Genomic DNA, 25,473 nt, shown 5'->3' on the forward strand with positions numbered 1-25,473 from the left:
ATACATTATTATGGTTTCTGATCGATTAAAACAGTACATAGAAACAAAGGGAGTTAGTTACTATGCCTTTGAAAATAGTATAGATGTGAGCCGAGGTAGCATTTCTAAAGCAGTAAAAGACTCGAAGAGTATTGGCTCCAATGTGCTTGAAAAAATTCTTTCAGTATATCCTGATCTTAATCCGTCATGGTTATTAACGGGTGAAGGGGATATGTTTAATAATGATGTTGAAGTTGCAACACCGGATACAGTTAAAACTTACCGACTTAAAACAGACAGGAATATTGAATCGCAGCAAATACCATTATATGATCTTGAGGCTGTTGCCGGTCTTGTTCCGTTATTCAGTAATAATAAGGCATTAACGCCGGCCGACCATATTTCCATACCGCATCTACCAAAATGTGACGGTGCGATTTATGTTACCGGAGACAGTATGTACCCATTACTTAAAAGCGGGGATATTGTTTTATACAAGGAAGTGAATGATATGGTTAATGGTATTTTTTGGGGCGAAATGTACCTGATAAGTATTGATATGGACGGAGAGGAGTACATCACCGTGAAATATATACAACGCTCACAAGAGCCAGGCATGGTAAAACTGGTTAGTGAAAACAGGCATCATCAGGAAAAAGAAGTTGAGCTTTCAAAAATCAGAGCATTAGCTTTAGTAAAGGCTTCTATCAGAATGAATGCCATGAACTAATATTCTACAAAAAATCCACACCTTCCTTCTACAATTATACTCATTTTTCCCCAATATTTTCTATTTAGGGTTAAAACCAACTGTATTTAAAGCTTTGAAAACCAATGTTTTATAATATTTTATTCCTGATTTAAGGATTAAGGTATTATAATTGCTTTTTTTAATAGTAATACTGAGAGGTATTACAACATTTACTGAAACCGGTATTAAAGAATAAAGAAATATAATATGGCTGAACCAGCTAAAAATCAGGATAACCGTAACACACTTTTAGTTGATTGATTTTTAGCGCCTATATATTTATACAGAAGCAGTTTTTTGATTCTATTTATCTGTTTCAAAAACCTCCGGGTTTAATTTCTCCGGAGGTTTTTTTGTTATCATGAAAAAGCCCTGCAATTGCAGGGCTTTCTTGTTTTATTGCTTTACATAAATATTGTTTTCCTTATTTATGTCAGCCATGAGCTCCATAGGGTCTATCATGATCACTTTTATAGCCGATTTAGGCTTGTTTATGGTAAACTGGTAGGTTGTATGTGCCCAGTCCCAGTTTGAAAGCACTGTACGCTTTAAATTAGCGTATGGGTTGTCTTTTTGATAATGCATTAAGGTAAGCGGTACATAGTAGGTTTCCTGAGTACCGTCTTCATAAGCCACAATAAGGTCCAGCGGCATTGGCATCATGCCTAAGCGCTCCAGTGTAACTGTTGTAGTGTTACCATTCTCGCCAAGATCTTTAATACTATAATCAATAGTATTTGTGGTTTGGCACCAGTCGGTTAAATACCAGTCGAGTTCGGCACCCGATACTTTTTCTGCCGTACGGATAATATCCAGCGGAGTAGGGTGGGTAAACTTATAGTCGTGATAATAACGTTTAATGGTTTTCATTAGGTTTTCCTGACCTATAACATCTATAAGCTGAGAAAGGAAGATTGTTCCTTTACTGTAAGCCGATATACCATAAAGCATATTAAGCGAATACCTGTCGGCATGCGTAGTTAAAGGCTGTTCTTTACCGGTTGATACCATGTAAAAATAGTTAGCATAGGAATCGGTCCAAGGGTGTGCTTGTTTTTCTTTTTTATCATTTGGCAACACGGTTTCCATAGCAAGGTCACTAATGAAAGAAGTAAAGCCTTCGTCCATCCATTCGTGCTTAGACTCGTTAGAGGCTAAAATATGCTGGAACCATGAGTGGGCAAATTCGTGAGCAGTTACACCTACAAGGCTACCGTAGCTGCGGTTACCTGTAATCAGTGTACACATGGCATATTCCATACCACCGTCGCCACCCTGAACAACAGAGTACTGTTTGTATGGATAAGGCCCTATGTTTTCGTTATAAAAAGCAAGAAGCTCGGCTGTTTTAGGCTGAAGTTTTTTCCAGTTTTCGTTATATTCCGGATTGTCTTTATAGAAGAAATGCAGTTCTACACCGTTTGGTCCTATAATTTTGTCGTGAATGTAATCTTTATCGGCACCCCATGCAAAATCGTGTACCATTGGTGCCACAAAATGCCAGGTAAGTGTCTTGGTTTTTCTTGGGTATTTAACTTTTACCCCTTCGTCTTCATAACCTTTACCAATTTCGTTTTTGTTTTGCAGGTATCCTGTTCCGCCTATGGTATAATTTTTATCAATCGTAATTTTCACATCAAAATCGCCCCAAACACCATGAAATTCACGGCCAATGTATGGGTCGGCATGCCATCCTTCAAAATCGTATTCAGCAATTTTAGGATACCATTGTGTCATGGAAAGTGCAACACCTTCGGTAGAGTTTCTTCCTGAACGGCGTACCTGTTCCGGCACCTGCCCTTCAAAACTCAAATTAAAAGTTGTTGATTTTCCCGGTAGTAAAGGGGTAGCCAAATCCACTTCCAGCACAGTACCTTCAACAATAGTTTTGGCTTCTAAACCATCCTGTTTAAAATTAGATATGTTTAGGAAACCTATCTGATCTGGAGTAAGGGTGCTAATACGGCTTTCCTTAATGGTTTCTTCACCTCTCTTAAAACTTTTTACCATTCTTCCGTCCGGGTCGGCTATGGTTTGCAGCCTGGCATCCATCTCACTTCCGGGTTGGAAAGCATTGTTGTATAAATGATAAAATACGCGGCGAAGCGTATCGGGAGAGTTGTTAGTATAAACAAGTTCCTGTGTTCCGGTATAGCGATAGGTTTTTACGTCCATGGAAACGTCCATTTTGTAATCTACGTGCTGTTGCCAGTAACCCGGGTTAGGATTGTTGTTTTGGGCAAACAGGCCCGAAACGGCAAAAAGTGTGAATAATACTGATTTTTTCATGGGCTTAAAATAAAAAATGGAAGGGAATTTCCCTTCCATTTATTTGATTTATATGAAAATTATTTTCCTCTTGAAATCTGATCGGCCATTATCAGGGCGTTGTAAGCATTTACAATTTTACCTGATTTTGAAGCCTCACTGAACATGATTACTTTTTGATCTTCACCTTCACCTACCTGTACCTGCATGTTTGGAGCTAAGCCGGAATCCATAAGGATATGCTTAACCTGAGAAGCAGTAAGTTTAGGGTAGTAAGCACGGATAAGTGCAGCTACACCTGCAGCATTTGGAGATGCCATAGATGTACCCTGTAGGAACTCATAATGATTATCAGGAGTAGTTGCATAAATTCTCATACCAGGGCTAAATACGTCTACGTTATTTTTACCGTAGTTAGAAAAAGGAGCTACTAAACCTTTTTCTGTAAGTTTATTGTTAAGGGCACCAATACAGATAAAGTTATCTGAAAATTCGGGTCCAGTAACCATATTATCGTTAGGGTAACGCTCTACACCTCCGTTTTTGTCAAGGTAAGCACCTTCGTTACCTGCAGCACAAACAATAAGTACATCTTTTTCTCCGGCATATTTAATTGCATCATATACCCAGTCACTGTGTGTAGAGAAGTATTTACCAAAACTACCGTTAATTACTTTAGCTCCGTTGTCTACAGCATAACGAATAGCCAGGGCAACATCTTTATCATACTCATCACCATCCGGCACAGCTCTTACAGCCATAATTTCTACAACATCGCTGGCAACACCGTCACCACCAATACCGTTGTTTCTTACCTGAGCGATGATACCCGAAACGTGTGTACCGTGTTTAGCACCTTCTTTATCAGGGCCAATTACATTGTTATTACCGTAACCTCTTGAGTTGAAATCATCAGGGTTGTCACCCAAAATTTCACGAGCGTTATATTTTAGGTTAAGGTGGTATTCAATTTCATTTGTGTAGTGCTCTACACCAGAGTTAACTTCTTTAGCAAGTTCTTCTCTTGAAATTTGAGCTAGAATCATTACAAACTGACTTCTAACACTGGTTAGGCTAGGGTCTTTTAAGTCAAGAGCTTTTAGGTCTTCGGCTGTATAGTTTTCCTTACCTGTAAGTTCCTGGAATTTTTTATCGGCTTTCAGGATGAAGTCCATTTGCATTTTGCCTGCAAGTGCCTGGTTGTATTCTTCATCATATTTAGCTTTTGCTCTTTTGTAGGTTTCAGAACCATCGTCACCTTTTTTAAGGATCCTGATGAACTCCATGTTTTCATGGTTAATGTCACCTAAAAAGTTCCATCCGTGAATATCGTCAATGTATCCGTTGTTATCGTCATCAATACCGTTTCCTGCAATTTCTTTAGGATTGGTCCAAATAACTCCCTGAAGGTCCGGATGTTCAATATCCACACCTGAATCTACTACACCAACAATGATTTTAGTGGCTTTTCTTCCTTGTAAAAGAGTGCTGTAAGCCCTGTCTACACTCATTCCCGGAATGGTATCATTAAACAGGTCTAAATGACTCCAACGTTTTTCTTCTGTATCAGTAAGGTCAGCTTTCTTAGCTGTGATAGTAGTATTGATGGCAAGCGGGGTTGCCGTAATTTTTTTAGATGAACCGCAGCTTGCCAGAAATAAAGCCAGGGCAGCTGACAGGTAAATTGACTTGAACTTCATAATTCGTTTTATTTAATTTTTTAAATAGGTCTAATGTATCCTGATTTTGTTACACAAAAATCACGATTAACATTAAATTAGTATATCACTAAACTTGTATACGTCTTTAAGGCGCACACCTTTTTCGGTATGCTGTACTGTAATTATTTCATTGTGAGCGTCGTGCTCCAGGAATAAATAATAACCGTTATCGGCGGCGGTATTCATAAACTTTGCCTTCTCATCGAGTGTTAATAACGGGCGGGTATCATACCCCATAACATACGGTAATGGAATATGCCCCGCAGTAGGAAGCAAATCGGCCATGAAAACAATGGTTTTACCGTTATAATTTATATGCGGAATCATTTGTTTTTCGGTATGTCCGTCTGCAAAAAAGATACCAAAGCCCAGCTCACATTGGTCTAAATAGTCACCATTAGGGCGGTTAATAAACTTAAGCTGTCCGCTTTCCTGTATCGGAATAATATTTTCCTTAAGGAAAGAAGCCTTTTCACGGGCATTAGGTTTTGTAGCCCATTCCCAGTGATTATCGTTTGTCCAGAAGTTGGCATTTTTAAAAGCAACCTCATATCCGGTACGCTCCTTATTCCACTGTACGCTTCCGCCACAATGGTCAAAATGCAGGTGTGTCATGAACACATCGGTAATATCATCTCTGTGAAAGCCGTATTTTGCAAGGGACTTGTCTATACTATGGTCTCCCCAAAGCGAATAGTAGCCAAAAAACTTTTCACTTTGCTTATTTCCCATTCCTGTATCTATCAAAATCAGTCTGTTACCGTCTTCAATCAAAAGACATCTTGCAGCAATATCAATAAGATTGTTGGTATCTGCCGGGTTTGTCCTGTTCCATATTGTTTTAGGAACAACGCCAAACATAGCCCCTCCGTCAAGCTTAAAATTGCCGCTTTCTATTGGGTATAATTTCATTGTATTAAGTTTAGAGGTGCCAAATTACTAATTTAAGCCCACATATCGTTATAACTGTTGCTTATAATGCAATAAAGAGAAAAAGGTTATCTGCTATTGCAATCTGTAAAAATGGTGGTATCTTTGCACTAAATTAGATTAAATGTAAATTGTTGAATTATGATAAAAGTTTCTGACACAGCAAGAAAGAAAGTCGTAAGCCTTATGGAAGATGATGGATTTGATGCTGCTACCGATTATGTGAGGGTAGGCGTTAAAAGTGGCGGATGCTCTGGGCTTTCTTACGATTTAAAGTTTGACAAAGAGCTTGGAGAAAATGACAAAGTGTTTGAGGATAACAATATAAAAATTGCCGTAGATAAAAAAAGCTTCCTGTATTTGGCAGGTACAATCCTGGAATATTCGGGAGGACTAAACGGTAAAGGATTTGTATTTAATAATCCAAATGCAAGCAGAACCTGCGGTTGTGGGGAAAGTTTTTCGCTTTAATTATTATGTTTCAGGTTTCAGGTTACACATTGAATCCTGAAAAATGACAACGTAAACGAATTTAGAATATATAGGTATTTCAGTAATGTTTCGGTATACTATGTACCGGTAACTTTCCACCTGAAACGAAACAAACGATGAGTAAGTACACAGAAGAAGAATTAAAAATCGAACTCGAGAACAAGGAGTATGAGTACGGTTTTTATACGGATATAGAATCAGATACGTTCCCTAACGGGTTAAACGAGGACATTGTTCGTGCTATTTCCTTAAAAAAGGAAGAGCCGGAATGGATGACCGAATGGCGAATTGAAGCTTTCAGGGCATGGGAACAAATGGTTGAGCCGGAATGGGCTAACGTACACTATGAGAAACCTAAATTTCAGGATATATCATACTACTCGGCACCAATGAAAAAGCCGAAATATAACAGCCTTGATGAGGTTGACCCCGAACTTTTGGACACGTTCAAAAAACTGGGAATTTCTCTTGATGAGCAAAAAAAGCTTGCAGGTGTTGCGGTTGATATCGTGATGGACTCGGTATCTGTTGCTACTACTTTTAAGAAGACACTTGCAGAAAAAGGTATTATTTTCTGTTCCATATCGGAGGCTATTAAGGATCACCCTGAGTTGGTTAAGAAATATCTTGGTACCGTAGTACCACAAAAAGACAATTTCTATGCAGCACTTAATTCTGCCGTATTCTCAGACGGTTCTTTTTGTTATATACCAAAAGGCGTAAGATGCCCAATGGAACTTTCTACTTACTTTAGGATCAATCAGGCCGGTACAGGTCAGTTTGAGCGTACACTTGTTGTGGCAGACGAAGGAAGTTATGTAAGTTACCTTGAGGGTTGTACAGCACCATCGCGCGATGAAAATCAGCTACACGCTGCTGTAGTAGAGCTTATTGCTCTTGATGATGCCGAAATTAAATATTCTACTGTACAAAACTGGTTCCCTGGTGATAAATCAGGTAAAGGTGGAGTTTACAACTTTGTGACCAAACGCGGACTTTGTGAGAGGAATGCTAAAATTTCATGGACACAGGTTGAAACAGGTTCTGCTGTTACATGGAAATACCCAAGCTGTGTACTTAAAGGAGATAACTCGGTAGGGGAGTTTTACTCTATTGCCGTTACAAACAATTACCAGCAGGCCGATACCGGTACTAAAATGATTCACCTTGGGAAAAATACGAGGAGTACTATTATTTCTAAAGGTATTTCGGCAGGTAAATCTCAAAACAGCTACCGTGGTTTGGTACAAATAGCTTCGAGAGCAGAAAATGCAAGGAACTTCTCGCAGTGTGATTCATTACTTATGGGGAACAGTTGTGGTGCACACACATTCCCGTATATAGAATCTAAAAACACTACCGCAAAAATAGAACACGAGGCGACAACAAGTAAAATTGGTGAAGATCAGGTGTTTTACTGTAACCAGAGGGGAATCCCTACAGAGAAAGCCATTGCACTTATTGTGAACGGGTTTAGTAAGGAAGTTTTAAACAAGCTGCCTATGGAGTTTGCCGTTGAGGCTCAAAAATTACTTGAAATAAGCCTTGAAGGTTCTGTAGGTTAATCAATTATTAAAAAATACACCATTATATATTTTTATGTTATCAATAAAGAATTTACACGCAAGTGTTGAAGATAAAGAGATTTTAAAAGGTATAAACCTTGAAGTAAAAGCAGGAGAGGTTCATGCTATAATGGGCCCTAACGGTTCTGGTAAAAGTACGCTTTCTTCTGTTATCGCAGGTAAAGAGGATTATGAGGTAACCGATGGGGAAATTGTTCTTGAAGGAGAAGATATGAGCGAACTGGCTCCGGAAGAGAGAGCACACAAAGGTGTTTTCCTTTCTTTCCAGTATCCGGTAGAGATCCCGGGTGTATCTGTAACTAACTTTATGAAAACGGCAATTAATGAGAGTCGTAAAGCTAAAGGGCTAGAGGAGATGCCGGCAAACGAGATGCTGAAATTAATCCGTGAGAAATCAGAATTATTAGAAATTGACAGGAAGTTTTTATCACGTTCGTTAAACGAAGGTTTTTCGGGTGGTGAGAAAAAACGTAATGAGATATTCCAGATGGCTATGCTTGAACCAAAGCTGGCTATTCTTGACGAAACCGACTCAGGCCTTGATATCGATGCACTTCGTATCGTAGCAAACGGTGTTAATAAATTACGCAGCAAAGACAACGCTGTAATTGTAATTACGCACTACCAAAGGCTGCTTGACTATATTGTTCCTGATTATGTTCATGTACTTTACAATGGTAAGATTGTAAAATCAGGGGGTAAAGAGCTTGCTTACGAGCTTGAGGAAAAAGGTTACGACTGGATTAAATCAGAGAATTAATTCAGTCTAAGGTCTTAAAGTCATAAAGTCTAAAGGTTGTTTAATGGCAAAGTTCAGTTCTTTTGAGGAAATTAATTCATGGCAAAAAGCCAGAGCTTTCAACAAAAGGATTTATGAAGTTACCGAAACAAGAACTTTTAAAAATGATTTTGACCTCGCCAGACAGATAAGAAGAGCTTCGGTTTCCGTTTCATCAAACATTGCAGAAGGCTTTGAGCGAAATACAGATAAGGAATTTATTCATTTTTTATATGTAGCTAAAGGTTCTGCCGGAGAGATAAGGTCACAGTTGTATTTAGCTTTTGATCTGGAATATATAGACAGGCAAGTGTTTACAGAATTACTTGCCAAAATAGGAGAAATATCCAAGCTGCTTAGCGGCTTTATAAAATATCTGAATAAATAAAGTACAAAGGAGAGGTCTTTATGACTTTCAACTTTATAAACTTTTGACTTAAATGGATTTAAAAGAGAAATTATTATCTTCTTTCATGGCTTTTGAAGAGCGTGTAGATGTGAATGCTGATTTACACAACATACGTACAGAGGCTATAAAGAACTTTGAAAATAAAGGGTTTCCAACCAAAAAGGAAGAGGCGTGGAAATATACATCGCTTAACGCGGTGCTTAAAAATGACTTTAGCGTATTCCCAAAACAGGAAAACGCATTAAGTTATGCTGAGGTGAAAAAGTATTTCCTGCATGAAATTGATAGCTATAAAGTTGTTTTTATAGACGGGATATTTAGCTCATTCCTTTCTTCCACCACGCACGAAGGTCTTGATGTTTGCCTGATGTCATCGGCATTAACAAAGCCTAAATACAAGGAAGTAATAGATACCTATTTTAATAAGATTGCCAATAAGGATGAAAGCCTGACTTCATTAAACACAGCATTTGCCCACGAAGGAGCTTTTATCAATATTCCTAAAAATAAGATAGCTGATAAGCCTATTGAGATTATCAGTTTCTCTACAGGTAATGAGGCTGCACTTATGGTACAGCCAAGAAACCTTGTGATTGTTGGTAAAAACGCACAGGTACAGATTATTGAAAGACACCAGAGCCTAAACAGCAATCCGGTGCTTACTAACTCTGTTACTGAGATTTTCGCTCATGAAAATGCCAATGTGGATTATTACAAAATCCAGAATGACGTTTTAACAGCAAACCTTATAGACAATACTTATATTTCGCAAAAGCGTGACAGTAACGTGAGTGTTCATACTTTCTCATTTGGAGGTAACATAACACGCAATAACCTTAACTTCTATCATGAAGGAGAGAATATAGACAGTACGCTTAAAGGTATCACTATTATTAGCGGTAAGCAGCACGTAGATCACTATACGCTTGTTAACCACGCTCAGCCAAATTGTGAGAGCCACCAAAATTACAAAGGTATTTTTGACGGAAGCTCTACAGGGGTATTTAACGGTAAGATTTATGTTGAGAAAATTGCCCAGAAAACCGATGCTTTTCAACAGAATAACAACGTACTGTTAAGCGATAAGGCTACTATAAATGCCAAGCCACAGCTTGAGATTTTTGCCGATGACGTAAAATGTTCTCACGGTTGTACTATTGGTCAGCTTGACGAAGATGCTATGTTCTACATGCAGTCAAGAGGTATTCCTCAAAAGGAGGCTAAAGCTTTATTGATGTATGCGTTCTCTAACGAGGTTATAGAAAGTATTAGGATTACTGAACTTAAAAACAGGATCAATAAAATTATAGCAACAAAATTAGGGGTAAATATGGGCTTTGACCTGTAATAAACACCTTTTTATACTATTTAAAAGCAGCGCCAACAGCGCTGCTTTTTCTTTTATTTAGAATTAATAAAAATAATTTGGATATTTGGTAGCGCCTGAGTAGATTTGCAATTTAGAATCAATCTAATTTAATTTAGAATGCAATCGGGCAAAATCGCAATACTTTTCTTTTTTATACACATAACCTTTACTGCACAGGAGCAAAAAAGGAATTCCGTTAATATCAATTCCAGTCTTGATGAGGTTGTTGTAACTGGTCAGTTTGAGCCACAATCCCTTAAAAAGTCGGTTCAAAATGTACGTGTTATTACCCGTACAGATATAAATCAGCTTGGAGCAAATAACCTTGGTGACGTTTTAAACCAGTATGTAAACATAACGGTGCGCCCCAGTGGAACCGACGGCCGATCTACAGTGAGTATGTTTGGTTTGGATGGTCTATATTTCAAAATACTTATTGATAACGTACCACTTGTTAATGAAGCCGGACTGGGTAATAACATAGATCTTTCCCAAATTAACCTTAATGACGTGGAAAGGATAGAGATTATTGAAGGTTCAATGGGGGTTACTCATGGTGCTAATGCCGTTAGTGGTATATTGAATATAATCACTAAAAAATCCTCTAACAACAAGTGGGAAATCTCCGCAACACTACAGGAAGAAACCATTGGTGATGAATACGCCATGTTTGATGAAGGGAGACATATACAGGGACTGCAGGTATCACATACCCTTACAGATAACTGGTTTATTTCATTAAATGCAAACAGAAACGATTTTCAGGGATATCTGGGCGATAAAAACGGACAGTACTACACGGTTAATGATGATACCAGAGGTTATAACTGGCTGCCTAAGGAGCAGTTTATGACCAATGCCCTGTTAAGTTACAGGCGTAATGACTTCAGGTTTTTTTATCGTTTTGAAATGATGGACGAGAACATTGACTATTACAACAGTCAGGTTGAAACTCTTTTTAATACTGAATTAGGCTCGTATAAGGCAGCTCAGGATAAGCGATACTTTACAGATAGATTTTATCATCATTTAAACGCTACAGGAAAGCTTTTTTCAAAACTGGCTTACAATGTGTCATTTTCGCACCAAAAGCAACAGAGAGATGTTGAGAGCTTCTTATACCGCATAACTCAGGATGAGGAAGTAAATAACTCTACTGAAACCGACCAGTCCATGGAGGTTTTGTACTCAACAGGAACCTTTAGTAACTTCTTTGAAAGCGATGTGGTGAAACTGCAATTGGGCTATGAACTGGTTAATAACAATGGATTTTCTGTAGTTCAGGAGGCCGATAATGTTTTTGTGGGTATCAGGGAACGACTGGAAAATTATGATGTGTTTGCTTCGTCCGAAGTGAATGTGGTTAAAGGTTTTTCACTACGCCCCGGTTTCAGGTATTCGTTCCAGTCGCGTTTTGATAACCAGTATGCCGCATCACTGGGCTTTAGGAAACTGTTTGATAACGATTATCAGTTAAGGGGAGCGGTAGGAAAGTCTTTCCGTACGCCAACTTTTGAGGAACTGTATACCAAAATGATATTTTCAGGGCATCATTTTACCGGTAATGAAAACCTGATTCCCGAAACCAGCACCTCTTATGAAGTCAGCCTGAAAAAGAACAGCTATTTTGATTCGGGCTTAATGCTTACCAATAATCTGATTGTAAGCTTTATGGATGTGGAAGACAGGATTACTACTGCTTTTACAGGCTATACCGATGATAATGTTCCTATGTATGAGTCCATTAATGTTAGTAAATACAACATGTGGAATGTATCTACTACCAATCAGTTACAGTATGAAAACCTATCTGTGTCCCTTGGTGCTACGCTTGCAGGTATTTCACAGGAACTGGACAATGGAGATTTTAAGAGTGATAATAAATACCTGTATACCCTTAATCTAAATAGTAGTATTTCATATAGGGTGCCTAAGTGGAATACCACATTTTCGGCTTACTACAAATACAATGGTAAAACGCAGCAGTATACTGCCGATGAGGAAGAATATGTGCTTACCACAGTGCCTGCAACAAACTGGCTGGATGCATCTATAATAAAATCATTTTTAGACAATAGGGTTAACCTTACCCTTGGAGCAAGAAACCTGCTTGATGTTACAAATATAACCCGTACAGGCAGTACGCAAACCGGAAGCCATGCGGCCTCAAATAGCGTAATGCTTGCCTATGGCAGGTCTTATTATATAAAACTTATGTATAACCTTAATTTCTAATTATTTCAATATAATCATATGAAAAAAAGTATTTTAATTCTGGCGGCAGCGGTAGGCTTTTTAGCCTCATGTTCAAGTGACGATAACAATGGTGGAGGCGTTATAGATCCGGGGCCTGATCCTGTAGAGGAAACCGTTTATATACAACCTGAGATAGGAGGGCCAAACGAACCGAATCAGGTATATATTGGTTTGAACGGACCACAGTCTGCCGTAGTGGAGCGTACAGCTTGGGATCTTGGGTTCTATTCAGGGTCTGATTTCAGGGTAATTCTTAACGGTTCGCTTAAAATGGCTGCAAAAAAACTGGAGACTACTAATATTGATGAGGTACAGGAGCCAGATGCTGCTGTTAATGTGAGTTTTGCTACCCTTGCATCGTTAGGCTATGTGGATAACCCAACCGGAATTCTAACAGGAGACGGTAACGGGGAAGGTACTGCTATTGCAGAAGTTTCGTCTACAGATAGTGAAAACTTTGTTTACCTGGTAAATATGGGTTACGGACTTTCAGCTACTGAGCCTGCTGTAGGTAGTGTTAATGTAGATGGAGACCAACGTGGCTGGATGAAAATTCGTGTGTTGAGAAATGGTGATAATTATGTACTACAGTATGCACCTATTGACGCTACTACACATCAGGAGGTTACTATTTCTAAAAATGCCGAATATAACTTTACTTTCTTTAGTATGGTTAACAATAATGAGGTAATGGTTGAGCCTAAAAAAGGGGAGTGGGATATTAATTTCACCACGTTTACTAACTATTATCCGTATCAGGGTGTAGATGTACTTTATCCTTTTGCCGATTATGCCGTGCTTAATATACTGGGAGGTACAAGGGCTTACGAGGTTGTTACAGAGGAAGCTGACGGAGGTGAGGCAGGATATAATGCTTTTACATTTGCTGATGTTGATTACGGACTATTTGAGGCTTCTGCCGAAGATCACAGGTTTGTAAGCTGGAGAACTGAAGCTGGTCCAAATACTACAATGACAGTACAAACAGATCGTTTCTTTGTGGTTAAGGATGCTTCGGGTAAGCTTTTCAAATTATTATTCAGGGCTCTTAAAAATGATGCCGGAGAGCGTGGCTACCCGGTGTTTGAGTACGAACAGTTACAATAGGATCATTTTAACATCCATAGCTAAAAAAGCAGTAGTTAAGTTAGTTTTTGTTTTTACTGCATCCCGGCCGGATTTCATAGTTACCGGCCGGGATTTTGTTTAAAAAAACCGCTATATAGCGGCTTATATATGATAAAAAACTAGATCTTAATAAATTTACGGGTAATAAAACCAGTATCGGTATTTATCTTTATTAAATAACTTCCTGTAAGGAAATTAGAAATATCTATAGAGGTAGAGTTTTTTAAATCTCTTTTTAAAATTAATTGTCCCATTAGATTATAAATCTCCACGTTATTAATAATTAAATTATTACTAGAGAAATTTAAGTTATTACTGGCTGGATTAGGATAAACACTTATTTCATTGTTCAAATCAAACTCTGATGTACCTAGTGAACACTGAGATGTAACAATGCAGCCTTCATTTAAAGAGCTAATGTTTAAAATATAATCAATTTCATCATCATCTGCACATATATATAAAAGATCAGGGTTACCGGAAAGGTTTATATTAACATTGAAACTGTTGTTTTTTAAATAAAGAGATTCGAGATTATTGCTGTCGACATTTATCATACCATTACCCGGTGCAGTTGCCAAACTTAAAGTGGTTAATTCATTTAGACTACAGTTAAGTATATATATAGAATTACAATTATCAACATTTAATGAAGTAAGGTTGTTTTTTTGACAATCTAGGGTAAACAGGCTTTCCAGTGCCGAACAGTCTAAAGAAACTAAGTTGTTTTCGTCGCAGTATAAAGTTGAAAGGTTATTTAGGCCAGTGACACTTAAAGAGGTTAATTCATTTTTAGAACAATAAAGGGTTTCAAGTAATGTTGATTGCTCTAAATTAAGAGAGGTTAAATCATTTATGTCACATCTTAAAGATTTTAAGTTTATGCTGTTTTGTAAATCAAGAGAGCTTAAATTATTATTAGAACAGTCTAAATATGTTAAGGCAGAGAATGAAGATACATCTAAAGTCGTTAAAGAGTTATTTCTAACTTCAAGTATTTCCAGATTAACAAGGCTTGATAAGTCTAAGGAAGTTAAATAGTTATCATTTAAAAACAGTCTTTCTAAGCTATCAATCATTGAAAAGCTAAGGGTGCTTAGCGTAGGAACTTCAGTACATATTAGCTCTTTAAGGTTTTCAACCCCTGTAAAATCTATTGATTGTAGGGATGTATTACTACAGTTTAAATATGAAAGCCCGGATAGTCCTGTAATATTAAGAGTGGATAACGGCATGTTAAAACAGGATAAGCTTTCAAGAGAGCTTAAGGAAGTGACATCTAAAGAAGTTAAAAACAGATTAAATGCAGAAAGGGTTTTTAAATTTGAGAACTGCTCAATTCCCTGTAAATCATTTATATCATATGGCATGCCATTAAGAAAAAGCTCTTTAACTTCTAAGGCTTCAGATATTTGTATTTCGTTGTCACCATTAGCATCTATAACAATAAAATTATCATTAATGTCTTTGGCATAAGAGTAATCGGGTTCGGCAGTTATAGCTATAAGGGTTTCTTTAAAATTTGGGTCGTTAAACTCAATGTTTTGTGCAAAAGTAAAAGCCGATACAAATAACAGTGGTAAGGCATAAAGTTTTTTCATTTTAGTTTTTTAAAAGGTTTTTGCAAAAATATAAAAACCCCGCATAAGCGGGGTTCACAATTTAAAGATAACACGAATTATAACGAAGCGATAAGTTCTCGCCACTCTTCAAGTTCAGGATTGCCCGGTTTTCTTTTTCCAAAAAACTGAACGATAATCTCTCCCAGTTCGTTGTATACCTCAATGGCAGTTACCATACCGTCTTCGGTTGGTTTTCTAACAATCCAGGTTTGGGCAATTTTATCCATATCAAGGTGCAGGTTAAAATCAGGGTCCATTACATTAAACCAGTTGTTGTGCCACATGGTTTTTCTTACCAGTCCGGTATGTATCTGGATATTTCCTCTGTTACCTACAAAGCACATAATAGGGGTTTTTGTTTCTGCAGCGCCTTCCAGCATTTTTACCACAGCTTCTTTTTCAATCTTCTTAGCGAAGTTCTCATTTGGAGCCAAACGCAATGCCTGCGTTCTGGTAACGCCAAACTTTTTAAGCATACCAAAGAACGCATGGGTGTCTTTTAAGGTCTCCCATGCTTCCTGAAAGCCTTTTACGTCTATTTCAGTATCCGGTTTCTCGTCAATGTTTAACGCAACTTCAACCGTAGGTTCATCTGTATCTTGATTGTCTGATGTATATTTTGTAACCAGTTCGTCAAAAGCAGCTTCGTTGCTGTCTTTTGTCAGGTATATTTTATGGATAGCTAAACCGTCTTTACCAAAAAACTGAAGACTTTTACGATTTCCGTGCTCTGATTTTTCGCTTACGGCAAAAGCCTTGTCCCAATGCGCAAGGAAGATACGTAAGTCGATATCTTCACCTACAAAAAGACCTGCAAACGGGCTACTGAAGTCAGGGTTAAGGTAAATACCTTTCCTCTCGTGTACACACTCGTCATTTCGGGTAAGAGCCATTACCTTACCAAGCTTTTCGATTTCTGTAAGTATGGCAGCAAATTCAGGTTTAAGTCGGGTTACCATATCTCCGGCTTGTGTAGCTAAAAGTTCAGCTTCGCTTACACCAAGTTTTTCGGCGGCATTACGTATTCTCAAATGTGGGTTTTCGGCCTTAAGGGCATCCCACTGCGATTTAAGATTATTGGTTATAGTATCCATAATTCGGGTATTTATTATTATGTTCCAAAAATTATTAACGGGTTATTATTAACAGGATTAGGGCAAACTGTACAAGGGAAATTATACACTTTACTTATTATTTCGGGTGTAAATACTTTCTCCGGAGTGTTATGTGCCACTACCTGTCCTTTTTTCAAAAGCATTATTCTATCAGCAAATTGTGCTGCAAGATTAAGGTCGTGCAATACTATCACAGCGGTATTGCCTTTTTTAGTAAAGTTTTTAATGGTATGTAATATCCTATGCTGGTGCAGTACATCAAGATTATTTAGTGGCTCGTCTAAAAAAACAAGCTTATTCAGTACCTCGTTGTCAAGCTGGGTAAGCACCCGGGCCAAGTGTACACGCTGTTTTTCTCCGCCGGAAAGCGAATTGTAATCACGACTCTCCAAATGTGCCACATCAGTTTCGTCCATGGCTTTGAGTACAGCTTCATGGTCTTTTTGATTTGGGTTGGCGTTAAAATAAGGGTAACGTCCCATCATCACAACATCTTTGCACGATAGCGGAATGTCATGGCTGTTGTTTTGTGAGAATTTGGCTTTGTTATGAGCCAGTTCCATTTGTTCCCATTCTTCAAAAGTTCTTTTCTTAAAGAAAATAGGCTCTTCGTTCTTCCCCGTCTCATTTGCTAATAAACTTAGCAATGTCGATTTACCGGCTCCGTTAGGCCCTACTATTACCAATAGTTCACCATAGTTAACCGATATATCTATGTTGTGTAGTATAGCATGCTTTTTATGCGAATAGGATATTTTGTAAGCTTCCAGCATATTACATTGATTTTCGGTTTCTTATTAGTATCACAATAAAAATAGGGGCACCCATAAAGGCAGTAAGTATACCTATAGGCACTTCTGAAGGTTGTGCTATAGTTCGGCTGATGGTATCTGCCGTAAGGAGTAGTACTCCGCCCATCACGGCAGACAGGGGTAGGATTATATTATAGTTGGATTTAAACAGTAGCCTTAGAATATACGGAACTATAAGGCCTACAAAGCCTATTGTTCCGGCAAATGCTACAGATGTACCTACCATCAGCGCCGTTAACAACACTATTTGTTTTTTTATTTTTTCTACCGGAATTCCCAAATGCTGTGCATCACGCTCACCAAGCATCATGGCATTAAGTGCTTTTCCCTTATTTATAAGGAAAGCATAGGAAACCAATACGATTACAGCTAAAATGAGGTTTTTGGTCCAGGTTGCTCCGGCAAGGCTGCCCAGGTTCCAAAAGGTTAAATCTCTTAATTGCTCCTCTTTAGAGATATAGATAAGGAAACCAGTTATGGAAAAACCAAGTGCTGTAAAAGCCACCCCGCAAAGCAGCATGATAACCACATTGGTCTTACCGTTTGACGTGGAAATGCGGTACACCAGTATCATGGTTAGCAACGCCCCGATAAAGGCCATTATACTAAGCAGTGAGAAATGGAATACTTCGGGGATATATTGTTTAAATGAACTTCCTAAAACTATGGTAAGTGCAGCAAATAATGATGCGCCCGATGTTATCCCGATAAGATCGGGTGTGGCAAGAGGGTTTTTAAACATACCCTGCAGGCAGGTGCCCGATACGGCCAGGGCACTACCTATAAGTACTGCCATGGTAATGCGTGGCAAACGAAGGTTTAAAAGCACAAAGCGATCGCTTTGTGATATTGAGCTGTTTCCCGACAGTATGCCCGAAAATAACTCTGCCACCGAGTGTTTTTCAAAGGCATATACTCCCATATAAAGGGAAACTACTGCCAGTGTAACCAGCAGTAGTATTCCGGAGGTAATATATAACGAGAGCTTATTTTGCATTTTCGGCTAACTGGCTGTTTAATTGTACTGCAGCTTCCCCAAGACGTGGCCCGAAACCACTTAAAAGAGCACCGTCCATGATGATTATCTTTTTGTTTTTACCGGCATTTGTTTTGTCCATACCCGGTAATTTAAACACACCCTGTGGGCCTCCAAGGCTACCAACACCTGAGTCAAACATAAGAATCACATCCGGGTTACCCTGTAGCAGCGCTTCTGGAGTAAGGGGTTTGTATTCTTCAAATCCGGTAACGGCATTAGTAGCACCGGCAAGTGTAATTACTTTATCTACAGGAGTATTAGTGCCGCTTACCATTAACATGTTTGCACCACGTGCATAAATAAATAATACTTTAGGTTTATTTTCTAAGTTTTGCACTTTAGCAAGATCTGTATCTATTTTATCCTGTAGTGCTTTGTAGTCATCATTATGAAGGGTATTTGCCACTTCTTCTATTAGCTTTTTAGTGCCTTCAGGGCTTATTTCCTGAGTATAAATTTGTGTTTCTATACCGGCAGTTTTTAGTTTCTCAGCCAGCTCAGGACTAATATCTGTACTGGTTCCCAATATTAGGGTAGGCTGCAGATCCATTATGGTTTCTACCGAAAGGCTTCTAACATGTCCTAAATCCTTCGCAGTAGTTTTAACCGATTCGGGATAGGCACTGGTAACATCTACACCAACCAGTTCACTTTCATGACCCAGGGCAGCTATTATTTCGGTTACTGCTCCGTTTAGTGATACAATACGCTGACCTTCTACAGGAGTTTCAGTTTCCTTTTCTGTTGTTATTTCTGTGTTATTAGTAGTGTTCTTTTTACATGAAGTAATTGTGAATAAGGCGATTGTAAGCAAGGTTAGAAGGCTTATTTTTTTCATCTGGATAATGATATTGTTTTTAATGAATCTAAATTAACGCAAATGTATTATTTTTATTTAGAATGAAAAAAAATAAGGATGTTAAAATAAAACAACTTCACGGTAAGTTTACTTAAGGCGCAGTTTTATAGCTAAAATCTATTAAGTGATATTTTAAAACTGTGCCATTTATTCTGTTATTACAGAAACAAGACGTAAATTTGTACCCAATTTGTTGTAAAGCCATTAGTTGGCAAAAAATAGAGGAGAAAAAAATGTTTGATATAAAAGCTGTAAGGGCTGATTTCCCGATACTTAACCAAACCGTAAACGGTAAACCACTGGTATATTTTGATAATGCGGCAACATCACAAAAACCGCAGGTGGTTATAGATGCGATCTCAAAATACTATGGAGAAATAAACTCCAATATACACAGGGGTGTGCATACCCTTAGCCAGATGGCAACCGATGCCTACGAGATTTCAAGGCAAAAAATTCAAAGGCACATTAACGCCAAACAAAGCTACGAAGTACTGTTTACAGCAGGTACCACTCATGGTATTAACCTTGTTGCAAGCGGTTTTTCTGCATTTGTAAAGGCTGGTGATGAGATTATGGTATCGGCAATGGAACACCACAGTAATATAGTGCCGTGGCAAATGCTTTGCGAAAGGGCAGGAGCCAAGCTGGTTGTCATCCCGATGAATGAAAACGGCGAACTTATCATGGAGGAGTTTGAAAAACGCATTTCTGAAAAAACCAAACTGGTTGCTGTTAACCATATTAGCAACTCACTGGGAACCATTAATCCTGTAAAACATATTATTGATAAAGCACATGCTGTAGGTGCAGCGGTACTTATAGACGGAGCTCAGGCAGCACCACACTTAAAAATTGACGTACAGGAACTGGACTGTGATTTTTATGCTTTATCAGGACATAAAGCCTGCGGTCCAACAGGTAGCGGTATACTGTATGGTAAAGAGGAATGGCTTAATAAGCTGCCGCCTTACCAGGGTGGTGGCGAAATGATAAAAGAGGTAAGCTTTGAAAAAACTACCTATGCCGATTTGCCTCATAAATTTGAAGCAGGTACACCAAATATTGAAGGAGGTATTGTACTGGGTACGGCTATAGATTACCTTAACGCAATAGGGCTTGATAACATTGCAGCCTATGAGCATGAATTACTGGTTTATGGTACCGAAAAGCTACTGGAAATTGAAGATCTTAAAATTATTGGTACGGCTAACGAAAAAACATCGGTAATATCGTTTAATGTGGACAACATCCATCCATATGATATTGGCGCTATTGTAGATAAAATGGGCATAGCCGTGAGAACAGGTCACCACTGTACACAACCGGTTATGGATTTCTTTAAGATACCTGGAACCGTAAGGGCTTCGTTTGCTTTTTACAATACGAAAGAGGAAATAGATGCTCTTGTTACTGCTGTTAAGAAAGCGCAAACAATGTTGGGTTAAATTTTAAAATACCTACTTTTACGATAAAATTATTGTATGAAAAAGTTTGCAGCAATTGTACTATTGGCACTTTTTGCCGTAGGATGTGCATCGGCACTTAAAAAGGAAAGTGATAAGATTTCGTTTGAGTATGAAGCCATAACCAGAGGCAGTTACAAAAAGGTAATTGTAAAACAGGATACGGTTATTACTATTAAAGACAGAGACCTTAAGGATGTGGTTATAGCCGGACTTAAAAACGGCGAATGGAACAGCCTTTTAAAATCACTTGAGAGGGTAAATATTGAAGGGCTTAATGATATTAAGGCGCCAAGTGTAAAGCATCAGGTAGATGCAGCACCAATAGCAAACCTAAAAGTAATACGCGGAGATAAAACCTACCAGAGCAAAAGCTTTGATCATGGTAATCCGCCACAGGAAATAAAAGATGTTGTAGACAAAATTATGGCAGCATCTGATTTTAAAAAGAAATAAAACAAAATGGATATCAGAGAGATTCAGGAAGAGATTGTAGACGAATTTTCAATGTTTGATGATTGGGAAGAGCGTTACCAGTATGTAATTGATTTGGGTAACTCCCTTCCACTGATTGATGAGCAATATAAAACAGAGGAGAATATCATTAAAGGTTGCCAGAGCAAGGTTTGGCTTCACGGCGAGCAAAAAGACGATAATATTGTTTTTACTGCCGATAGCGATGCTATACTTACCAAAGGTATTATAGCGATACTTATAAGGGTATTCTCAAACCAGAAAGCTACCGATATACTGGAGGCTGATACAGCTTTCATTGACGAGATAGGACTTAAGGAACATTTGTCGCCTACCAGAGCAAACGGACTGGTTTCTATGATTAAACAGATTAAAATGTATGCCCTGGCATTTCAGGCTAAAAATTAAAATACTATGGAACAGCAAATTGACACTGCACAGCTGGGGGAAGAAATTGTAAAGATTTTAAAAACTATTTATGACCCTGAAATTCCGGTTGATATTTACGAACTGGGACTGATATATGATGTAATGGTAAATACAGATCATGAGGTAAAAATCCTTATGACCCTTACATCGCCTAACTGCCCTGTGGCAGAGAGCCTTCCGCAGGAAGTAGAAGAAAAAATTACAAAAATTGAAGGAGTGAAAGCTGCCGAGGTTGAGATTACTTTCGATCCGCCATGGACACGCGACCTTATGAGCGAAGAGGCTAAGCTGGAGCTTGGTATGCTTTAAGAAAAGTGTTCAGTCATCAGCTACATTGAACACAGTTTGTCATTCTGATTGAAGTGAAACGAAATGAAGAATCTCACATCATATTTTTAGATCCTTCCTTCGTCAGGATAACAACCTCTAATGTTGATAATAATGGAACAAGAAGAAATAGTAAACAGGGTGGCAAACAGTGCCCTTCAGGTTTTTGACCTGGAAGATTATTACCCGAAAGAAGAACGAATAACTATAGATATTACCCAGTGGCTTTGGCAGGGACTGGTGCTTAAGGAAAAAGATTTTCGTGATGCATTAAAAAATCACGACTGGCAGCAGTATCATGATAAGTATGTGGCAGTATACTGTAGTGAAGATGCCATTGTGCCCGCATGGGCATACATGCTTATAACATCCTATTTACAGCCTTTTGCTAAAAAGGTAATGCAGGGAGAACTGCATCAGCTTGATGTAATGATATATAACGAGATCCTTAACGGTCTGGATTATACTCCTTATGAGGGAAAACCCGTAATTATTAAGGGTTGTTCACACAAACCGGTACCCGATGAGGCTTATATGTTAGCCATGCAAAAACTTATGCCTGTGGCCCGAAGTATTATGTTTGGAGAGGCCTGTTCATCAGTACCTTTATACAAAAAACCTAAGATTTAACTTTTTGTTAACTGTACGGTTTTACTGCTATTTACATATATTTGTGTAAAACCACAACACAGTTATGATGAAAAAAGTACTATTTGCAGTTGCGTTATTTGGTTTTATATCAGCTAAGGCACAAGATGAAAATGCCGCAGCGGCCGATAATGATACCATTGGCCCATGGACGAAAAAAGGAAACGCATCCTTATTGTTTAACCAGTCAACTTTTGACAACTGGATTGCCGGTGGAGAGAATAACATATCGGGTAGTGTAGGTATAAACTACGATATAAACTACAAAAAAGGCCCTTGGGCGTGGGATAATAAGTTTATTGGCGCTTACGGTCTTGTAAGGACAAAAAACAGCTCATATACCAAGAAAACCGATGATAAGATAGAAATCAATTCGGTATTAGGTAAACAGGCTACCGAAAGATGGTACTATTCTGCCTTTTTAAACTTTAAAACTCAGTTCGCAAAAGGATACAAATACGGTACCGATGAGAACGGTGCAGAGATAAGAGATGAGTATACCAACTTTATGTCTCCGGGTTATTTGCTTTTTGGTCCGGGTATGATGTATAAAAAAGACGATAACTTTAAAATAAACCTGTCTCCGGCCACTTCAAAAATCACTTTTGTAGATAAGAACTTTACCCTGCCCGACGCTGCCTATTTTGGAGTGGACGAAGGTAAATCAATGCGCTATGAGCTGGGTTTCAACGCATCGGCTTATTACAAAGTTGAGGTATGGGAAAACGTATCATTTGAAAATATACTTAACCTATATTCCAATTACCTGGAAGATCCTCAAAACGTCGATTTGGACTATCAGCTTAACATAGTAATGAAAATAAACCGTTACTTAACCACTAATCTGTCGTTCCAAACAATTTATGACGATAACGCCTTTAGAGGTTTCCAGATACGTCAGGTGTTTGGTGTAGCCGTTAATTACGGATTTTAATTAAATATGATATATAAAGAGAGGCTGTCATTTTTTGGCAGCCTTTTTTATTATTTTTAAGCTGTATTAAATTCATTATAACCTATGCAAAACCAATTTTTTACAAGATTGTTTATCACTATGCTTTGTGCCATTTTTCTTTTTGGATGCAAAGAGGATAAAGCAATCAATGATGATAATGTAATAACGGTTAATGATGCGGATACTGTTGAGACTACGAAAACAGAAACGGACAAATTAGCCGAAACTGGCATAACTGATACATTAAAACTTGTATTTGTGATAGACTCGCTAAGAACACTGGACGATTATAAAGATAATATATCAAGAATAAGGAAGGTACTGGATGCCAAAAGCGAACCAACCGACTATGCCGTGGAGAGTATTATACCCCTTAACGAAAAGGAGTTTCGTTTTTTTTATGGTTTAACATATTCTACTAGTAAAGGAGACTGGTTGTTTTTTGATGGCATAATAGTTTAATTATCAAAAAATGTGTGGCCAATGCAAGAAATTGTATTGAGAAGTATTCAAATATTGCACCATATGTGGATGGGGAATATGCAGAAGGTTTTTTCGCTGATATAGCCTATATTGCCGATGAGAATCCGGATACTTTCTGTAAGGTTTATAATTATCTTTTACCTGTAAGTAAGGATAAACTTTCCAGTGTTTATAAGAAGGTTTGTTTGGGTATTGAAGTAGAAAAGGAGTATTAATAAAAACAAAAATCCGGCCTTTACAGGGCCGGATTTTCTTTATTCTTTTTCCTCAGAATGGTTTTCCTTATAATCAGGATAAAGGAAATTGTTATAAGGAAAACGTGTTATGTGTATTTCTCTAACAGCTTCATACACTTTTTCCCTAAATTCTTCGAAATTTTCTTTGTTGGTTGCCGAGATAAAAAGTGCATTTTTCTCTCCCACATTACTCATCCATGTGGCTTTCCATTCTTCCAGGCTATAGTGTTTAGATGTCCTTTCTGTCATCAAATCGTCTTCGTCAATCACAAGAGGCTTATAAGCATCAATTTTGTTGAAAACCATTATGGTAGGCTTGTCTATACTGTCTATATCCTGTAATATTTGGTTAACCGATGCGATGTGGTCTTCAAAGTCAGGATGCGAAATATCTACAACATGTAAGAGTAGGTCGGCTTCACGAACTTCGTCTAGCGTACTTTTAAACGACTCTACCAGTTGTGTAGGTAGTTTTCTTATAAAACCTACAGTGTCAGACAGCAGGAACGGGAGATTTTTAATAACAACCTTTCTTACTGTAGTATCCAGTGTTGCAAATAGTTTATTCTCTACAAATACTTCACTTTTGCTTATGGTATTCATAAGGGTAGACTTGCCTACGTTGGTGTACCCTACAAGGGCAACCCTAACCAAAGCCCCGCGATTACTTCGTTGTACAGACATTTGCTTGTCTATAGTTTTGATCTTGTCCTTTAAAAGGGCAATCCTGTCTCTAACAATACGACGGTCGGTCTCAATTTCCGTTTCACCGGGACCACGCATACCAATACCACCCCTTTGTCTTTCAAGGTGAGTCCACATTCCCGACAGCCTTGGTAACAGATATTGGCATTGTGCTAACTCTACCTGTGTACGGGCATAAGAGGTTTGTGCCCTTTGGGCAAAAATATCGAGTATAAGGTTGGTTCTGTCCAGCACCTTACATTCTCCAAAAATCTTTGTTATATTTTTTTGTTGAGCAGGTGATAATTCATCATCGAAAATCACCGTCGAAATATCATTTTCTTTAATGAAATGATAGATTTCATCCATTTTTCCGGTACCCAAAAAGGTTTTAGGGTTAGGTTTCTCCATTTTTTGTGAAAAACGCTTTATCACCTCACCACCGGCTGTAAATGTTAAAAATTCTAACTCATCAAGGTACTCAGTTAGCTTCTCTTCGCTCTGATTTTGTGTTATAATCCCAACAATTACAGTTTTTTCAAACTTAATTTCTTCTTTCTCCAGCATAAATGTTATTTAAAGAGTGCAAAAATACAAAATATATGAAAGTTGATTTTGTAAAAAAATCGAATATAATTTAATGAAAACGTTAAATGA

Annotated in this window: 25 protein-coding genes; 16 read left to right on the top strand and 9 right to left on the bottom strand. The window is 38.1% G+C overall.

The genetic code is table 11. The features are described 5' to 3' along the window. Window positions 1–10 precede the first annotated feature (10 nt). The gene (locus ABS768_RS09990; RefSeq protein WP_408074822.1) at window positions 11–709 is read left to right on the top strand and encodes a S24 family peptidase; all 699 of its coding nucleotides are present in this window, start codon (window positions 11–13) and stop codon (window positions 707–709) included. 417 nt (window positions 710–1,126) lie between these two features. Here the strand turns inward: ABS768_RS09990 and ABS768_RS09995 are convergent, their stop codons facing one another. The 3 genes from ABS768_RS09995 to ABS768_RS10005 all read right to left on the bottom strand — a co-directional run bounded on the left by ABS768_RS09995 (window position 1,127) and on the right by ABS768_RS10005 (window position 5,631). Continuing rightward, window positions 1,127–3,019: a M1 family metallopeptidase gene (locus ABS768_RS09995; RefSeq protein ID WP_408074823.1), complete on the bottom strand. Its 1,893-nt coding sequence runs from the start codon at window positions 3,017–3,019 to the stop codon at window positions 1,127–1,129. Window positions 3,020–3,078: 59 nt separating this feature from the next. Next, entirely contained in the window at window positions 3,079–4,698 is a 1,620-nt protein-coding gene (locus tag ABS768_RS10000; RefSeq protein ID WP_408074824.1) for a S8 family peptidase, read from the bottom strand. Between the two features lie 72 nt (window positions 4,699–4,770). Further along, window positions 4,771–5,631: an MBL fold metallo-hydrolase gene (locus ABS768_RS10005; RefSeq protein WP_408074825.1), complete on the bottom strand. Its 861-nt coding sequence runs from the start codon at window positions 5,629–5,631 to the stop codon at window positions 4,771–4,773. 159 nt (window positions 5,632–5,790) lie between these two features. Between ABS768_RS10005 and ABS768_RS10010 the strand changes: the two genes are divergently transcribed. The 7 genes from ABS768_RS10010 (at window position 5,791) to ABS768_RS10040 (ending at window position 13,646) form a co-directional block, all read left to right on the top strand. After that, window positions 5,791–6,120 (top strand): HesB/IscA family protein, encoded by a 330-nt coding sequence (locus ABS768_RS10010; RefSeq protein ID WP_408074826.1) that lies wholly within the window; start codon window positions 5,791–5,793, stop codon window positions 6,118–6,120. Window positions 6,121–6,257: 137 nt separating this feature from the next. Further along, on the top strand, window positions 6,258–7,706 hold the full coding sequence (sufB, locus tag ABS768_RS10015; RefSeq protein WP_408074827.1) for a Fe-S cluster assembly protein SufB: 1,449 nt from the start codon (window positions 6,258–6,260) through the stop codon (window positions 7,704–7,706). 34 nt (window positions 7,707–7,740) lie between these two features. Further along, a complete protein-coding gene (gene sufC, locus ABS768_RS10020; RefSeq protein WP_408074828.1) occupies window positions 7,741–8,487 on the top strand; it encodes a Fe-S cluster assembly ATPase SufC in 747 nt (248 codons plus the stop codon). 43 nt (window positions 8,488–8,530) lie between these two features. After that, window positions 8,531–8,893: a four helix bundle protein gene (locus ABS768_RS10025; protein WP_408074829.1), complete on the top strand. Its 363-nt coding sequence runs from the start codon at window positions 8,531–8,533 to the stop codon at window positions 8,891–8,893. Window positions 8,894–8,945: 52 nt separating this feature from the next. Then, entirely contained in the window at window positions 8,946–10,262 is a 1,317-nt protein-coding gene (gene sufD / locus ABS768_RS10030) for a Fe-S cluster assembly protein SufD (protein WP_408074830.1), read from the top strand. A gap of 138 nt (window positions 10,263–10,400) precedes the next feature. Beyond that, window positions 10,401–12,518 (top strand): TonB-dependent receptor plug domain-containing protein, encoded by a 2,118-nt coding sequence (locus ABS768_RS10035; RefSeq protein WP_408074831.1) that lies wholly within the window; start codon window positions 10,401–10,403, stop codon window positions 12,516–12,518. Window positions 12,519–12,536: 18 nt separating this feature from the next. Then, entirely contained in the window at window positions 12,537–13,646 is a 1,110-nt protein-coding gene (locus ABS768_RS10040; protein ID WP_408074832.1) for an HmuY family protein, read from the top strand. A 140-nt stretch (window positions 13,647–13,786) separates the two neighbouring features. Here ABS768_RS10040 and ABS768_RS10045 read toward each other — a convergent pair whose 3' ends face one another. From ABS768_RS10045 to ABS768_RS10065, 5 genes are all read right to left on the bottom strand, one after another. After that, window positions 13,787–15,268, bottom strand: a complete 1,482-nt coding sequence (locus ABS768_RS10045; protein ID WP_408074833.1) for a leucine-rich repeat domain-containing protein — start codon at window positions 15,266–15,268, stop codon at window positions 13,787–13,789. 77 nt (window positions 15,269–15,345) lie between these two features. Continuing rightward, window positions 15,346–16,383 carry a hemin-degrading factor gene (locus ABS768_RS10050; protein WP_408074834.1) on the bottom strand — a complete coding sequence of 346 codons (1,038 nt, stop codon included), beginning with the start codon at window positions 16,381–16,383 and terminating at the stop codon, window positions 15,346–15,348. Between the two features lie 17 nt (window positions 16,384–16,400). After that, a complete protein-coding gene (locus ABS768_RS10055; protein WP_408074835.1) occupies window positions 16,401–17,177 on the bottom strand; it encodes a heme ABC transporter ATP-binding protein in 777 nt (258 codons plus the stop codon). A 1-nt stretch (window position 17,178) separates the two neighbouring features. Next, the gene (locus ABS768_RS10060; protein ID WP_408074836.1) at window positions 17,179–18,213 is read right to left on the bottom strand and encodes a FecCD family ABC transporter permease; all 1,035 of its coding nucleotides are present in this window, start codon (window positions 18,211–18,213) and stop codon (window positions 17,179–17,181) included. After that, the gene (locus tag ABS768_RS10065; protein ID WP_408074837.1) at window positions 18,203–19,093 is read right to left on the bottom strand and encodes a heme/hemin ABC transporter substrate-binding protein; all 891 of its coding nucleotides are present in this window, start codon (window positions 19,091–19,093) and stop codon (window positions 18,203–18,205) included. Before ABS768_RS10065 ends, ABS768_RS10060 begins: the two co-directional genes overlap by 11 nt. Window positions 19,094–19,347: 254 nt before the next feature. Between ABS768_RS10065 and ABS768_RS10070 the strand changes: the two genes are divergently transcribed. The 8 genes from ABS768_RS10070 (at window position 19,348) to ABS768_RS10105 (ending at window position 24,111) form a co-directional block, all read left to right on the top strand. Beyond that, window positions 19,348–20,562 carry an aminotransferase class V-fold PLP-dependent enzyme gene (locus ABS768_RS10070; RefSeq protein ID WP_408074838.1) on the top strand — a complete coding sequence of 405 codons (1,215 nt, stop codon included), beginning with the start codon at window positions 19,348–19,350 and terminating at the stop codon, window positions 20,560–20,562. A gap of 36 nt (window positions 20,563–20,598) precedes the next feature. After that, window positions 20,599–21,036: a hypothetical protein gene (locus ABS768_RS10075; RefSeq protein WP_408074839.1), complete on the top strand. Its 438-nt coding sequence runs from the start codon at window positions 20,599–20,601 to the stop codon at window positions 21,034–21,036. A gap of 6 nt (window positions 21,037–21,042) precedes the next feature. Then, window positions 21,043–21,462, top strand: coding sequence for a SufE family protein (locus ABS768_RS10080; RefSeq protein WP_408074840.1), 420 nt, complete (start codon window positions 21,043–21,045; stop codon window positions 21,460–21,462). Window positions 21,463–21,468: 6 nt separating this feature from the next. Next, window positions 21,469–21,792, top strand: a complete 324-nt coding sequence (locus ABS768_RS10085; protein WP_129750637.1) for an SUF system Fe-S cluster assembly protein — start codon at window positions 21,469–21,471, stop codon at window positions 21,790–21,792. A 132-nt stretch (window positions 21,793–21,924) separates the two neighbouring features. Continuing rightward, on the top strand, window positions 21,925–22,440 hold the full coding sequence (locus ABS768_RS10090; RefSeq protein WP_408074841.1) for a DUF2480 family protein: 516 nt from the start codon (window positions 21,925–21,927) through the stop codon (window positions 22,438–22,440). A 67-nt stretch (window positions 22,441–22,507) separates the two neighbouring features. After that, a complete protein-coding gene (locus tag ABS768_RS10095; RefSeq protein ID WP_408074854.1) occupies window positions 22,508–23,392 on the top strand; it encodes a DUF3078 domain-containing protein in 885 nt (294 codons plus the stop codon). 84 nt (window positions 23,393–23,476) lie between these two features. After that, entirely contained in the window at window positions 23,477–23,875 is a 399-nt protein-coding gene (locus ABS768_RS10100) for a hypothetical protein (RefSeq protein WP_408074842.1), read from the top strand. Window positions 23,876–23,889: 14 nt separating this feature from the next. Then, on the top strand, window positions 23,890–24,111 hold the full coding sequence (locus tag ABS768_RS10105; RefSeq protein WP_408074843.1) for a hypothetical protein: 222 nt from the start codon (window positions 23,890–23,892) through the stop codon (window positions 24,109–24,111). A gap of 39 nt (window positions 24,112–24,150) precedes the next feature. On the opposite strand, the gene hflX is transcribed toward ABS768_RS10105, so the two are convergent. Next, window positions 24,151–25,383, bottom strand: coding sequence for a GTPase HflX (gene hflX, locus ABS768_RS10110; protein ID WP_408074844.1), 1,233 nt, complete (start codon window positions 25,381–25,383; stop codon window positions 24,151–24,153). Between the last annotated feature and the right edge of the window lie 90 nt (window positions 25,384–25,473).

Origin of the sequence: Flavobacterium rhizophilum (genome assembly GCF_046000485.1) — a bacterium.
GTDB classification, from domain to species: Bacteria; Bacteroidota; Bacteroidia; order Flavobacteriales; family Flavobacteriaceae; genus Flavobacterium; species Flavobacterium rhizophilum.